The sequence below is a fragment of the Rhodovulum sp. genome, assembly GCF_011048875.1.
Lineage (GTDB): Bacteria > Pseudomonadota > Alphaproteobacteria > Rhodobacterales > Rhodobacteraceae > Rhodovulum > Rhodovulum tesquicola.
On sequence record NZ_DSDD01000431.1, the window covers coordinates 1 to 13692 of the forward strand.

The 13692-nt window shown below is 68.8% G+C and carries 15 protein-coding genes; 8 read left to right on the plus strand and 7 right to left on the minus strand.

Annotation, left to right across the window (positions count from 1 at the left end; translation table 11 throughout):
• The first annotated feature begins 7 nt into the window (after window positions 1–7).
• Window positions 8–1381, plus strand: a complete 1374-nt coding sequence (locus ENN83_RS14660) for an aminotransferase (RefSeq protein ID WP_287188244.1) — start codon at window positions 8–10, stop codon at window positions 1379–1381.
• Window positions 1382–1391: 10 nt separating this feature from the next.
• On the opposite strand, the gene scpB is transcribed toward ENN83_RS14660, so the two are convergent.
• The 6 genes from scpB to ENN83_RS14690 all read right to left on the minus strand — a co-directional run bounded on the left by scpB (window position 1392) and on the right by ENN83_RS14690 (window position 7832).
• Window positions 1392–2033 carry an SMC-Scp complex subunit ScpB gene (gene scpB, locus ENN83_RS14665; protein ID WP_287188209.1) on the minus strand — a complete coding sequence of 214 codons (642 nt, stop codon included), beginning with the start codon at window positions 2031–2033 and terminating at the stop codon, window positions 1392–1394.
• On the minus strand, window positions 2030–2833 hold the full coding sequence (locus ENN83_RS14670; protein ID WP_287188212.1) for a segregation and condensation protein A: 804 nt from the start codon (window positions 2831–2833) through the stop codon (window positions 2030–2032). Before ENN83_RS14670 ends, scpB begins: the two co-directional genes overlap by 4 nt.
• The gene (locus ENN83_RS14675) at window positions 2826–3839 is read right to left on the minus strand and encodes a glycoside hydrolase family 3 N-terminal domain-containing protein (protein ID WP_287188215.1); all 1014 of its coding nucleotides are present in this window, start codon (window positions 3837–3839) and stop codon (window positions 2826–2828) included. The genes ENN83_RS14670 and ENN83_RS14675 overlap by 8 nt, the downstream gene beginning before the upstream one ends.
• Window positions 3839–4765 (minus strand): SPOR domain-containing protein, encoded by a 927-nt coding sequence (locus tag ENN83_RS14680; protein WP_287188218.1) that lies wholly within the window; start codon window positions 4763–4765, stop codon window positions 3839–3841. The genes ENN83_RS14675 and ENN83_RS14680 overlap by 1 nt, the downstream gene beginning before the upstream one ends.
• A gap of 78 nt (window positions 4766–4843) precedes the next feature.
• Entirely contained in the window at window positions 4844–6589 is a 1746-nt protein-coding gene (argS, locus tag ENN83_RS14685; protein ID WP_287188220.1) for an arginine--tRNA ligase, read from the minus strand.
• Window positions 6590–6653: 64 nt separating this feature from the next.
• A complete protein-coding gene (locus ENN83_RS14690; RefSeq protein ID WP_287188222.1) occupies window positions 6654–7832 on the minus strand; it encodes a deoxyguanosinetriphosphate triphosphohydrolase in 1179 nt (392 codons plus the stop codon).
• A gap of 82 nt (window positions 7833–7914) precedes the next feature.
• On the opposite strand from ENN83_RS14690, the gene ENN83_RS14695 reads away from it, so the two are divergent.
• From ENN83_RS14695 to xth, 7 genes are all read left to right on the plus strand, one after another.
• Window positions 7915–8238, plus strand: coding sequence for a HesB/IscA family protein (locus ENN83_RS14695; protein ID WP_287188247.1), 324 nt, complete (start codon window positions 7915–7917; stop codon window positions 8236–8238).
• A 26-nt stretch (window positions 8239–8264) separates the two neighbouring features.
• Window positions 8265–9254 (plus strand): amidoligase family protein, encoded by a 990-nt coding sequence (locus ENN83_RS14700; RefSeq protein WP_287188225.1) that lies wholly within the window; start codon window positions 8265–8267, stop codon window positions 9252–9254.
• On the plus strand, window positions 9251–9970 hold the full coding sequence (locus tag ENN83_RS14705; RefSeq protein WP_287188228.1) for a gamma-glutamyl-gamma-aminobutyrate hydrolase family protein: 720 nt from the start codon (window positions 9251–9253) through the stop codon (window positions 9968–9970). Before ENN83_RS14700 ends, ENN83_RS14705 begins: the two co-directional genes overlap by 4 nt.
• A gap of 207 nt (window positions 9971–10177) precedes the next feature.
• Window positions 10178–10636 (plus strand): c-type cytochrome, encoded by a 459-nt coding sequence (locus ENN83_RS14710; protein WP_287188231.1) that lies wholly within the window; start codon window positions 10178–10180, stop codon window positions 10634–10636.
• 3 nt (window positions 10637–10639) lie between these two features.
• A complete protein-coding gene (locus ENN83_RS14715) occupies window positions 10640–11284 on the plus strand; it encodes a cytochrome b/b6 domain-containing protein (RefSeq protein ID WP_287188234.1) in 645 nt (214 codons plus the stop codon).
• A 71-nt stretch (window positions 11285–11355) separates the two neighbouring features.
• Entirely contained in the window at window positions 11356–12120 is a 765-nt protein-coding gene (locus tag ENN83_RS14720; RefSeq protein WP_287188236.1) for a hypothetical protein, read from the plus strand.
• On the plus strand, window positions 12120–12899 hold the full coding sequence (gene xth, locus ENN83_RS14725) for an exodeoxyribonuclease III (RefSeq protein ID WP_287188238.1): 780 nt from the start codon (window positions 12120–12122) through the stop codon (window positions 12897–12899). Before ENN83_RS14720 ends, xth begins: the two co-directional genes overlap by 1 nt.
• 141 nt (window positions 12900–13040) lie before the next feature.
• On the opposite strand, the gene ENN83_RS14730 is transcribed toward xth, so the two are convergent.
• Window positions 13041–13692: FAD-dependent monooxygenase (locus ENN83_RS14730; protein ID WP_287188241.1), on the minus strand; the 652-nt coding region annotated here is incomplete at its 5' end.

Below are 13692 nucleotides of genomic sequence, written 5' to 3' on the forward strand. Positions count from 1 at the left end.
CCCGAACATGCCCGACACCGCCCCGAACGACTGGGATGCCCGCGCCGAGATGCACAGCTTCTACGGCTTCACCGACCTGCCCTCGGTGCAGGCGCGCGGCACGGTGGTCATGACCCATGGCGAGGGTCCCTATATCTTCGACACGGCCGGGCGGCGCTATCTGGACGCCAATTCGGGGCTGTGGAACATGGTGGCGGGGTTCGATCATCCCGGTCTGGCCCGGGCCGCCAAGGCGCAATATGACCGGCTTCCGGGCTATCACGCGTTTTTCGGGCGGATGTCGGACCAGACCGTGATGCTGAGCGAGAAACTGATCGAGGTCTCGCCCTTCGCCCGCGGCAAGGTGTTCTATACCAATTCGGGATCCGAGGCGAACGACACGGCGCTCAAGATGCTGTGGTTCCTGTCCCGCGCCGAGGGGCAGCCCGAGCGGCGCAAGATCCTGACGCGCTGGAACGGCTATCACGGGGTCACGGTCGCCGCGGCCTCGATGACGGGCAAGGCCTATAACGCGCTGTTCGGCCTGCCCCTGCCCGGGTTCATCCACCTGACCTGCCCGCATTACTGGCGCGAGGGGCGGGAGGGCGAGAGCGAGGCAGAGTTCACCCGCCGGCTGGCCGCCGAACTGGAGGAGGTCATCGCGCGCGAGGGGGCCGAGACCATCGCGGGCTTCTTCGCCGAGCCGGTGATCGGCGCGGGCGGGGTGATCCCGCCGTCAGAGGGCTATTTCCAGGCGATCCAGGCGGTCCTGAAACGCCATAACATCCCGCTGATCGCGGATGAGGTGATCTGCGGCTTCGGCCGGACGGGCGAGGTCTGGGGCTGCCAGACCTACGGCTTCACCCCCGATGCGATCATCAGTTCCAAGGCGCTGACCGCGGGTTATTTCCCGATGGGCGCCGTGATCCTGGGCCCCGACCTGTCGGACCGTTTGCAGGCGGCGGCCGAGGCGGTCGAGGAATTTCCCCATGGCTTCACCGCATCGGGCCATCCGGTCGGCTGCGCCATCGCGCTGAAAGCGATCGACGTGATCCTGGACGAGGGGCTTCTGGACAATGTCCGCGCCCTGACCCCGCGTTTCGAGGCGGGGCTGAAGCGGCTGGCCGAGCATCCCCATATCGGGGAATGGCGCGGCAAGGGGCTGATGGGCGCGCTGGAGGCAGTGGCCGACAAGCCGACGAAGGCGCCGTTTCCCGCGCCCCTGTCGGTCAGCGAGCGGATCGCCAATACCTGCACCGATCACGGGCTGATCTGCCGCCCGCTGGGCCAGTCCATCGTGCTGTGCCCGCCCTTCATCGTGACCGAGGCGCAGATGGACGAGATGTTCGACAAGCTGGAGGCCGCGCTGAACCGGGTCTTCGCCGAGATCGGTGCGGGCTGAGGCTGGCGCCTCAGCTTTCGTCCTCGAACATGTCGGCCTGGCCGTCCGAGGCTTCGGCATCGTCCGGGCCGCCGGGCATGGGGTGGCTGTCCAGCAGGCCCGCGGCGCGCAATTCCTTGAGCCCGGGCAGGTCGCGCGCGCTTTCCAGTCCGAAATGGTCGAGGAATTCCTCGGTCACGACATAGGTGACAGGCCGTCCCGGTGTCATCCGGCGCCGTCCGAAGCGGATCCAGTCAAGCTCAAGCAACTGATCGACCGTGCCCCGGCTGACCGAGACGCCGCGAATCTCCTCGATCTCGGCGCGCGTCACCGGCTGGTGATAGGCGATGATCGCCAGCGTCTCGATCGCGGCGCGGCTGAGCTTGCGCAGCTCGACCGTCTCTTTCTGCATCAGGAAGCCCAGATCGGGCGCGGTGCGAAACGCCCAGCCCTCGCCCACGCGCACCAGCCGCACGCCGCGCCCCTCGTAGCGGCGGGCAAGATGGGCCAGCGCCTGGGCCGCGTCGCAGCCATGCGGCATCCGCGCGTTCAGTTCGGCCACGCGCAGCGGCTCGGCCGAGGCGAACAGGATCGCCTCGACCATGCGCTCCTGCTCGCCGACGGGCGGCGCCTCGAAAAGGCTTTCTTCCTGCTCGGGCGGGGTCCGGGTCATGCGCGGGGCTTCCGCCGGATATGGATCGGGGCGAAGGTGTCGGACTGGCGGATCTCGATCTGGCCCTGCTTGGCAAGTTCCAGGCTGGCGGCGAAATGCGCCGCGGTGGCGGTGCGCCGACGCACGGGATCGGTCTGCCATCCCTCGGGCAGCCAACTGGACAGGTCGATCCATTCGCCCGCATAGCCCAGCAGGCCGCGCATCCGTTCCAGCGCCTCTTCCATCGTGTAAAGCGCATCGCGATCAAGGACATAGGGGCGGAACTCGTCCTTGGTGCGGATCCGTGCATAGGCCTGCATCAGGTCCAGAAGGGTCGCGGTATACTGCACCCGGCGCACCCGTCGCACATCCTCGGGGATGCCGCGCACGAAGAAGTCGCGCCCCTTCTGGTCGCGGCCCAGAAGCCGGGCGGCCACCGCCCGCATCGCTTCGAGCCGTTCAAGCTGGAACGCCAGATGCGCGGCCAGATCCTCGCCCGAGGGTCCCTCGTCGGTGGGATCGGGCGGCAGCAGAAGGCGCGACTTGAGATAGGCAAGCCAGGCCGCCATCACCAGGTAATCGGCCGCAAGCTCGATGCGCAGCGTCCGCGCCTGTTCGACAAAGGCCAGGTATTGCTCGGCCAGATGCAGCACCGAGATGCGGCGCAGGTCGACCTTCTGGCTGCGGGCCAGCGTCAGCAGCATGTCGAGCGGCCCCTCGAAGCCCTCGACATCGACGATCAGGGCCTCGGCCGCCAGCCGCGCGGCGACGGGGTCCCGCGCGGGTCCCTCGGTGAAACTGTCGGGGCCCTGTTCAGGCATCGCGCCTCTTTCCCAGCAGCGCATCGAGTTCGGTCACCAGCGCGGAAACCTCGCCGGGCACCGGCGGGCGGCGGCGGGCCAGCGCGCGCGAGGCCCTTGCCGCGGCTTTCTCGGTCAGCGCACCGCTGGCCTCGGCGACCTCTTCCATTTCGGCCAGTTTGCCGTTGCAATGCAAGACCGCATCGCAGCCTGCCCGGATGCTGGCCACGCAGCGCGCGGCGATGCTGCCCGACAGCGCCTGCATCGAGATGTCGTCGGTCATCAGGAAACCCTGAAAGCCCATCGCCCGGCGGATATAGATGATCGCCTCGCCTGAGGTGGTGACAGGGGCGCCGCCATCCAGCGCCTCATAGATGACATGGGCCGTCATTCCCAGCGGCAGGTCCGAAAGCGCGCGGAAGACGGCGAAATCGGTGGTCTCAAGCTGCGAGAGCGGGGTCTTGACGCGCGGCAGGTCAAGATGGCTGTCGACGGTGGCGCGGCCATGGCCGGGGATGTGTTTCAGCACGGGCAGCACGCCGCCATGCAACAGCCCGTCGGCCACGGCGCGGGCAATCCTGGCCACGGTGGCGGGGTCCGAGCCGTAGCAGCGGTTCTTGAGCACGTTGTGGGTTTCGGGCCGGGCCAGATCGCCCAGCGGCGCGCAATTGACGTCGATGCCCGCCCAGTTCAGTTCGCGCGCGATCAGCCGCGAGCGCAGATACATCGAGCGCGCCGCGTTCTCGGGACCGACCGTGGCGATCTGGTCGGCGGCCGCCGCCCATTGCCGCCAATGCGGCGCGGTCAGGCGCTGGACGCGCCCACCCTCCTGGTCGATCAGGATCGGCGCGGCGCGGCCCACAGCCGCGCGCAGGCTTTCGGTCAGCGCGCGCAACTGGCTGGGATCACGGACATTGCGCGCGAACAGGATGAAGCCCAGCGGGTTGGCCTGGGCGAAGAACTGCCGCTCGGCCGCCGTCAGCGCCGGGCCGGAGCAGCCGAGGATATATGCCCCGGCCCGCCGCATCAGCGGGCCACCACCGGGATGCAGTCCACGCCCTCGGCCATCAGCGCGGCACAGAACCGGCGCGCGTCGGCGATGTCGTCGAAGCCCGCGGCGCGCAGCCGGTAGAAGATGCGCCCGCCGCCCTCGGTGGCCTGGATGACGCGGGACTTGCGGTCGAAGAACCCGGCGAAGCGCCCTTCGCCTGCCAGGCCCTCCCAGGCCAGGCGGGCCTCTTCGGCGTCGTCGAAGGCGCCAAGCTGGACCAGCGCGGTACCCGCGACCACCTCGGTCACGGGAAGCTCGGCCGCACTGCGCGGCATCAGCGCTGCGGTGGCGGCCGCGATCGCGGCGCGGGCGGCGAGATCCTCGGTATCGGGCCGTGCCGCCGGGCGGGGCGAATGGCTGAGCGCGCCCGCGGGCAATTGCATCAGTGGCGTGATCTCGTCCGCGGTGGCCTCGTCGAGGGCGGCCATCATCGCGGCATCGGCCGCCTCATCGGCCTCGGGCGCCAGCGTGAACGCCTCCTGGACTTGCTGATCGGCCTCCTCGTCCCACGGCGTCGGGGCAGGCGCGGCCAGGTCCAGCGGGGCCAGTTCGGCGCGCGGACGGTCCTCTTCGGTCAGCGCCAGCGGGTTCGGGGCAAGGCGCAGCGTGTCGGCGGGCGGCGCGGCCTCGCCATCGGCGGCGACGCGGTTCACCGCCAGCCCCTGGTGATCGGCCTGACGACCGCCCGGATCCTCGGGGGCGATCCGCATCGGCCCTTCGAGCGCGCGCACCACGGGCACGCCGCTGACATCGCGCACGAGGATCTGGTAGCCCCAGACACAAAGCCCTGCCACCAGCGAAAGCGACAGCGCGCCCCCGGCCCAGTGCAGCGCGGTCTTGATGCCCGGCCGGGCATCGCCCGGACCCGGCGCACGGAATGCGTCGTATTCGATATCTGCCATTGCCGCCTCATGTTCCGGGGCTCTTTGTCCCCGGTTGGTTCTTGCCTGTCTCGGCCCGGGCGGGTTGCGCCTTGTTTTTCAGCGCATTTCCTCGACCGGAGTGACGCCGAGAATACCAAGGCCGGCGGAAATCACAACGGAAACGGCACGCGCCAGCGCGATTTTGGCCTGGCTTGTGGCTGCATCGCCCTCCTGCAGGAAGCGCAGCGCGGGCAGATCGTTGCCCCGGTTCCAGAGCGCGTGGAATTCGGAGGCCAGTTCGTACAGGTAGAACGCGACGCGGTGGGGCTCATGCGTGCGGGCCGCGATCTCGACCAGACGCGGCCATTCGGCCAGCTTTTTCGCCACCGCGATCTCGGCCGCGTGCCCGAGTTTCGTCAGATCCGCCGCCGTCAGCGTGGCGTCATCGGACGCGATCCCCGCCTCGGCCGCCTTGCGCAACACGCTGCACACGCGGGCATTGGCATACTGGACGTAGAAGACCGGATTGTCCTTGGACTGTTCCAGCACCTTGGCAAAGTCGAAATCCAGCGGCGCGTCGTTCTTGCGCGTCAGCATGACGAACCGGGTGACGTCGGGGCCCACCTGCTTGACCACGTCGCGCAGCGTGACGAAGGTGCCCGCGCGCTTGGACATCTTGAAGGGTTCGCCATTCTGGTAGAGCTTGACCAGCTGCGTGAGCTTTATGTCGAGCGGCACGCGGCCATCCGACAGAGCGGACACGGCCGCCTTCATCCGCTTGACATAGCCGCCGTGATCCGCACCAAACACATCAATAAGCGCGTCGAAGCCTCTGGAAATCTTGTCAAAATGATAGGCTATATCGGGCGCGAAATAGGTCCATGCGCCGTCCGATTTCATGATCGGCCGATCCACGTCGTCGCCATGTTCGGTGGAGCGGAACAGGGTCTGTTCGCGCGGCTCCCAGTCCTCGGGCATCTTGCCCTTGGGCGGTTCCAGCACGCCGACATAGATCAGGCCGCGGGCCTTCAGCGTCTCGATTGCGGCCTCGATCCGGCCGGTGCCATAAAGCGACTTCTCGGAGAAGAAGACATCCATCGTAACGCCGAGGGCGGCCAGATCGGCGCGGATGAGGTCCATCATCCGGTCGGTGGCGAAGTCGCGCACCTCGGTCAGCCAGACCTCCTCGGGCTGGCCGAGATAGGCGTCGCCCACCTTGTCCTTCAGCGCCTGGCCGACCTCGATCAGGTAGTCGCCGGGATAGGTGCCGTCCTCGAAGGCAACCTGTTGGCCATGCGCTTCGAGGTAGCGCAGGTAGACCGAGCGGGCCAGCACATCGACCTGCGCGCCGCCATCGTTGATGTAGTATTCCCGCGTCACCTCGTGGCCGGAATAGGCCAGCAGGTTTGCCAGCGCGTCGCCGAAGACTGCGCCGCGGGTGTGGCCCACATGCAACGGCCCCGTCGGGTTGGCCGAGACATATTCGACATTGACCCGCGCGCCCTGCCCCATGCCGGAGCGCCCGAACCCGGCTCCCTCGGCCAGCACCCGGCCGACGACCCCCTGCCAGACCGAAGGCGCCAGCCGCAGGTTCAGAAAGCCCGGGCCTGCCACCTCGGCGAGATCCACGCGCGGATCGGCCATCAGCCGCGGGGCCAGCATCTTGGCGATATCGCGGGGTTTCAGACCGGCGGGCCTGGCCAGCACCATCGCGGCATTGGTGGCCATGTCGCCATGCGCCGGATCGCGCGGCGGCTCGACCGTGACAGCCGCGTGGTCGAGCCCGGCAGGCAGCGCGCCCTCGGCGGCCATGGCGGTCAGGCTGTCGATCACGAGCGCGCGGAGATCGGTGAAGAGGTTCATGTCCATCCCTTTCGGTGCCTCGGGCGGTTTACCACCGGGCGCGGGCGCGTCAACCGGCCCCGGGTCAGCCGGTCGCCGCGCGCCAGGCGGCGGGCAGCTTGGGCTCGGTCCCGGTCAGGCGGGCATGTTCCTGCAAGGCAAAACGGTCGGTCATGCCCGCGATGTAATCGGCCACGATCCGCGCCAGCGCGGTGACGTCCGGCACGGCGGCCACATCCTCGCGCCATTTCGAGGGCAGATGCGCGGGGTCGGCCAGGTAGATCGGGAACAATTCCTCGACCACGCGCGTCACCTCGGCGCGCACCGCCATGACGCTGGGCGCACGATACATCCGGCGGAACAGGAACTCGCGGATCTGACGCAGATCGGCCCAGAGCGGATCGCTGAAGCGGATCACCGGGCAGCCCAGCCCGCGCACCTCGGCGGCGCTGGCGGGTGCGGCCTCGGCCAGCAGGCGGCGGGCCTCGGCGATCACGTTCTCGACCATCACGCCGAAGAAGCGGCGCGTCGCCTCGTGGCGGCGGCGCTTCCAGTCGAGCCCTGGCCAGGCGCGGTCGACCTCGGCAAAGCAGGTGTCGAGGATCGGCAGACCGGCCAGTTCGTCCTCGGTGAACAGCCCGGCGCGCAGCCCGTCATGCAGGTCGTGGTTGTTGTAAGCGATGTCGTCGGCCAGGGCGGCGACCTGCGCCTCGGCGCTGGCATGGGTGTGCAGTTCCAGGTCGTGGCGGGCATTGTACTCGGCCAGCGCATGGGGCAGCGGGCCGGCGACGGGGCCGTTATGCTTGGCGATGCCCTCCAGCGCCTCCCATGTCAGGTTCAGCCCGTCGAACCCGGCATAATGGCGTTCCAGCCTTGTCACGATGCGGATGGCTTGCGCGTTGTGGTCGAACCCGCCGAAAGGCGCCATCAGGGCCGCCAGCGCATCCTCGCCGGTATGGCCGAAGGGCGTGTGACCCAGATCATGCGCCAGCGCCACCGCCTCGGCCAGTTCGCCGTTCAGGCCCAGGACGCCCGCGATGGTGCGCGCGACCTGCGCCACCTCGATCGAATGGGTCAGCCGCGTGCGGAAGCTGTCGCCCTCATGCACCACGAAGACCTGTGTCTTGTGCATCAGTCGGCGGAAGGCCGAGGAATGGATGATCCGGTCGCGGTCGCGCTGGAAGGCCGAGCGGAACGCGCTTTCCTGCTCGGCATAGAGGCGGCCGCGGCTTTCCGCCGGATCGCAGGCACAGGGGGCGAGCATGGGGCCTCTTCGCTTGTTCGCAATCCTCAAATCCATATATTTGAGGAAAGATCGTTTGCACACAGGGGATTCCGCGATGGACCTGACGCTGCCTCCGAAAGTTACCGAGCGCGCCTTTTCCCGGCTGGCCGAGATCGGGGCTGCGGCGCAGGGCAAGGCGCTGCGCATCGCTGTCGAGGGCGGCGGCTGTTCGGGGTTCCAGTATGCGATCACGCTGGACACCCCCGCCGAGGACGACCTGTTGCTCGAAGGCGGGGGCGAGCGGGTGGTGGTCGATCCGGTCTCGCTGCCGTTCCTGTCGAACGCGGTCATCGACTTCACCGAGGAACTGATCGGGGCGCGTTTCGTGATCGACAACCCGAACGCGGCAAGCTCCTGCGGTTGCGGCACCTCTTTCGCGATGTGAGGTGCGCCCGGAAAGGACCGGCCGACATGGACAACATCACCAGCCTGATCCCGCGCGACCGGTTCCTGCCGCTCTGCCCGGAAAACAACGCCGAGGGCGCACCGCGCTTGACCGGATTCGAGATCGAGTTCGGCGGGCTGACCGAGGCAAGGGCGGCGCGGCTGGTGGCCGATGCGATCGGCGGGCGGGTGATCAAGAAGACCGCGCATGATCTTGTCGTCGAGGACAGCGAATGGGGCGCGGTCGAGATCTGTCTCGACATGCAATGGCGCGACAGGGCGAGCGGCAAGCTGGCCGATCTGGGGCTGGATCTGAGCCGCGCGGTGGTGCCGGTCGAGATCGTGACGCCGCCGCTGGAGCCCCGGCAGTTGCCCGCGCTTGACCGGCTGCGGCGCGCGTTGCGCGCGGCCGGGGCGCAGGGCAGCCGCCGCGGCCGCCTGCTGGGCTTCGGCGTGCATCTGAACCCCGCGGTGGCGGACGAGACGACCGAGGCGATCCTGCCCGTGGCCCGCGCCTTCGCGCTGATCGAGGACTGGCTGAGGAAGGCGGATCCGATCGACCCCACGCGGCGGCTTCTGCCCTTTGTCGATCCCTGGCCGCGCCGCCTGGTCGACCGGCTGGCGGGCGAGTCCGTGGACTGGAGCCTGGCCGATTTCATCGACGCCTATCTGGCGGAGACGCCGACGCGCAATCGCGGGCTGGACCTGTTGCCGCTGTTCCGCCATCTGGACGAGGGCCGGGTGAGCGGCGCGCTGGGCGACGGCGGGCTGGTCTCGGCGCGGCCGACATTTCACTATCGCCTGCCCGATTGCCGGATCGACGAAGCCGGCTGGCGCATCGCCTATGAGTGGAACCGCTGGGTGATGGTCGAGCGGCTGGCCGCCGACGGCGCGGCGCTGGACCGGCTGGCGGGCGAATGGCTGGACTATCGCGCCGCGCTGACCACGACGCGGGGCGACTGGTTCGCCCATCTGGAGGACCGGCTGGGCGATCTGGAACTGTGGACGTCGGCATGAGCGGACGCCCGCAGATCGCGGTTACGGTTTCGGCGCGCTCGGGCTGGCGCATCTTCCCGCTGGTGGCGCTGAACCTCTGGCTTGCGGGCGGTCGCGCGCGGCGCTGGGGCGCGGGACGGCCCGCCGATCTGGAGGAGGTGGACGGGCTGATCATCGGCGGCGGCGACGACATCTCGCCCGATCTCTACGATGGGCAGATCGTGACCTCGGCCCGGCTGGACCCGGCACGCGACGCGCTGGAACGGGCGCTGGTCGAGGCCGCCATCGCCCGCGGGATCCCGGTGCTGGGCATCTGCCGGGGGGCGCAGATGATAAACGTAGCACTGGGCGGCAACCTGCACCAGGATGCCTATGGCACCTATACCGCCTCCGACCGGTGCTGGACGATCCTGCCGAAGAAGCGGATCGCGGTCGAACCCGGCACAAGGCTGGCCGAGATCGCGGGGACCGCGCCGATGAAGGTCAACGCGCTGCATTCCCAGGCCGTGGACCGGCTGGGCGCGGATCTGGTGGTCGCCGCGCGCGACCGCGGCGGCATGATCCAGGCGGTCGAGCGAATCCGCGATCCCTTTGCCCTTGGGGTGCAGTGGCATCCCGAACACCTGCCTTACGCCCGCCGCCAGCGCGCACTCTTTGCCGCGCTGGTTGCGGCCGCCCGCGCGCGCCGCGCCGATACCGCGCAGCTGTCTGCGGTCGACGTCATGGCTGGACCGTGACCGCGCTGCACCGTCTGTGCATATGCGCAGGGCGCCTGCGCATCGGCCGGATCCGCACGGAAACCGGGCCGAATGAACGCAAACGCGCCAGATCGCCCCAAGGCACCGTGGTGTGAACCACACAACATACAACTGTAATGTGACGCAAGGACGGTCACGTGCTAGCCCGGAAGACGGGATAGTCCCGATCACCAAAGGGAGAGTTTCATGCGCAAGGTTCTTTTGATCACCGCCGCCCTGGCGACCGTCCCGGCCGCAGGGATCGCCGCCGACCTGCAGGAGGTCGTGGATGCCCGCCGTGGCTTCTATTCGATGCTGGGAGCCGACATGAGCGTCCTGGCCTCAATGGCGAAGGGCGATATCGAGTATGACGGCGCGGCCGCCCAGACCCATGCCGACAACCTGAAGCTGCTGACCGCCTACAACATGGGCCATCTCTACGCCCCCGGCACCTCGAATGCCGACATGCCCGGCAAGACCCGCGCGCTGCCCAAGATCTGGGAAGACGGTGCCGGCGTGCAGGAAAAGGGCATGGCCTTCGTGCAGGCGGTCGAGAAGCTGAACGAGGTCGCCGGGCTTGACCGCGCCGAGCTGGGCGGTGCCGTTCAGCGGCTGGGCGGCGCCTGCAAGGAGTGCCACGACAATTACCGCGCCCGGGATTTCTGAGCGATGAAGGATAGGGGCACCCATGGTGCCGGTCCGGGCGGCGAGACCGCCCGGGCCGACAACGCAGCTGTCGAGATCGAGACCATCCGGGTCTGGGATCCTCTCTTGCGGCTTTTCCACTGGCTGCTGGCGATCGCAGTGGTCGGCGCCTGGGGGCTGGGCAAGTTCGGGCCCAACGTGATGACGCTGCATTTCTGGTTCGGCTATGCCGTGCTGGGCCTGCTGGCGTTCCGCCTGATCTGGGGCTTTGTCGGCCCGGAACATGCGCGCTTCGGCAATTTTCGCTACGGTCCCGTCTCGATCGGGAAATATGTGCTCCACATGGTCCGGCGCGAACCCAGCTACTGGCGCGGGCACAACCCGCTGGGCGGGTTCTTCGTGTTCGTCCTGTTGGGCGTTCTGGCGGTCCATGCGGGGCTGGGGCTGATCGCGGATCCCGAGGACTACGTCAATGCGGGCCCCCTTGCCCGCGAGGTCAGCACCACGACCTCGCGCACGGCGCTGGCCTGGCATGCCACGCTGGGCTGGGTGGTTCTGGGGCTGGTTGTGCTGCATGTCGCCGCCATCGGGTTCTATCGCAAATGGAAGGGCGAGGATCTGATCCGCCCGATGATCACCGGCCGGAAGACCGTCCGCAAGGATCCCTGAACATCCGCCATGGTCGCGGCCCGCACGGGCCCTGACTTGTCGAAAAACGGCAAAAGGGACGGTGGGGGCCGATGACGAACCTGCTCTTGCTGGGCTCCGGCCCCGGCGTTCTGCGGTGCCGGTCATGGCCTCGGGTACCGTTCGCGCGGATCGTGGCGATCAACAATGCCTGGCGTGTGCGGCCTGATTGGGACGCTGTGATCTTTCCCCACGACCTGCCACCCGACCGCCTGCCCCCCGCGCCCGGCCCGTGCCAGATACTGGTCGACGAGACCGCATTCGTGCCAGCGATGAATGCCCATGGCGGAGTGGTCTATTGCGGCGCCACGATGGCCTTTACCGCGGCCTACTGGGCGCTCTGGACCTATCGGCCGCGGGTGATCGCGATGCCTGGTTGCGACATGGTCTACCCGCAGAGCGGCCCCACCCATTTCTACGGCACCGGCCGGGCCGATCCCTTGCGCGACGACATCACCCTGCAATCGCTGGAGGCGAAATCCGCGCGGCTGATGGTGCTGGCCTCAGCGGCGGGCTGTGCCATGGTCAACCTCTCGGCCGGCAAGAGCCGACTGGTCTTTCCGCGTGCGACCCCGGCCAGCCTGCCCCGCGCGCCCGGCCGGTTCGACGCCCGCACCGCGCTGGACCGCGAGGCGGCGCTTGGCTACCGGGCGCCGGAGGGGCTGGGCTGGAACGATCCCGAGCGCTTCGATCCGGCCGAGCTTCGCGCGCTTGACGCGCTGTGGCTGGCCGCGGCCGGGCAGGATGCCGATTGCATGGACATTCCCCCCGCAGCCGCCGATAGTCCGGCCGGGACCGGACGGCGGGCGGAGGGCTGATGCGGATTGCGACCTACAACATCAACGGGATCAAGGCGCGGATCGAGACGGTGCTGGCCTGGCTGGACGACTCCGCACCCGATGTGGCGCTGTTGCAGGAGATCAAGTCGATTGACGAGGCGTTTCCGCGCGCGCCCTTCGAGGAGCGCGGCTACAACGTGGAAACCCATGGCCAGAAGGGGTTCAATGGCGTCGCGATCCTGTCGAAACGGCCGCTGGAAGACGTGACGCAGGGCCTGCCGGGCGATGCGGGGGATGAACAGGCGCGCTGGATCGAGGCCACCGTGATGGGGGCGCGGGCGGTGCGGCTGTGCTGTCTCTACCTGCCCAATGGCAACCCGGCGCCGGGGCCGAAATATGATTACAAGCTGGCCTGGATGGCGCGGCTGGAGGCCCGCGCCAAGGCCCTGCTGGAAAGCGAGGAGCCGGTGGTGATGGCGGGCGATTACAACGTGATCCCGCAGGACGAGGACGCGGCGCGGCCCGAGGCCTGGGCAAGCGATGCGCTGGCCCTGCCCCGGACGCGGGCGGCGTTCCGGCGGATCATCAACCTGGGCTATACCGAGGCGTTCCGGGCGCGGGTGCAGGGGCCCGGGCATTATTCCTTCTGGGACTATCAGGCGGGCGCGTGGAGCCGCAATGACGGCATCCGCATCGATCACCTGCTGCTGAGCCCGCAGGCGGCCGACCTGATGACGGAATGCCGGATCGAGGCCGAGCAGCGCGGCCGCGAGAAGCCGTCGGACCATGTGCCGGTCTGGGTGACGCTGGACGCCTGAGCCGAAGCGGCGCGGTGCTCCCGCCCCCGGCCCGCGCGGGGCTTGCGCCCCGCTTGTCCGGGGTTGGGCGTGGCGCGGCCTTGCGGCCGCGTGCCTCCGGCGGGGGTATTTCGGCCAAGAAGAAGCCGCAGGGGCAGAATTTCAGGGCATCGGGGCGGCTGTCAGGGGGTAGCGGGCGGCGACGTCATGGGCATAGACCCAGTCGAAGCGCTTGAGCGCGCCACCCGGGGCGAGTGCTCCGCCGAGCCGCAGCGCGGTATGGGCAAGTGCGCGCAGGGGTGGCGAGCTGAGATGGTAGTTGCGCGCGTTCTTCGAGGCCATGTCGACGATCCTGATCGTGCGCGGGCGGCGTTCGGCCTGGTAGGCGGCGAAGGCGGTTTCGGTGTCGGAATGGCGTTCGAGGCAGGCTGCCAGCACCCAGGCATCCTCGAGCGCCATGTTCGCGCCCTGGGCGAGGAAGGGCAGCGTTGGATGCGCCGCATCGCCGAGGATCGCCGCGGGGCCCGAATACCAGCGCGCCGCCACGGGGTGGCGGAACAGTCCCCAGAGGTTCACATGATCGACCCGGGCGAGAAGCTCGGGCACCCCAGCGCCGAAATCGGCGAAGGCGCGGCGCAGGTTCTCGGGGGCGTCATCGTGGTTCCAGCCCTCATCGGCCCAGATTTCGCGCTCCTCGACGGCGACGATGTTGATCAGCTCGCCGCCGCGCAGCGGGTAATGCACCAGATGCCGCCCCGGTCCCATGAAGACCTGGGCGACCGGCGCGACCGGCCCGGTGGCGGGCACCAGCGCG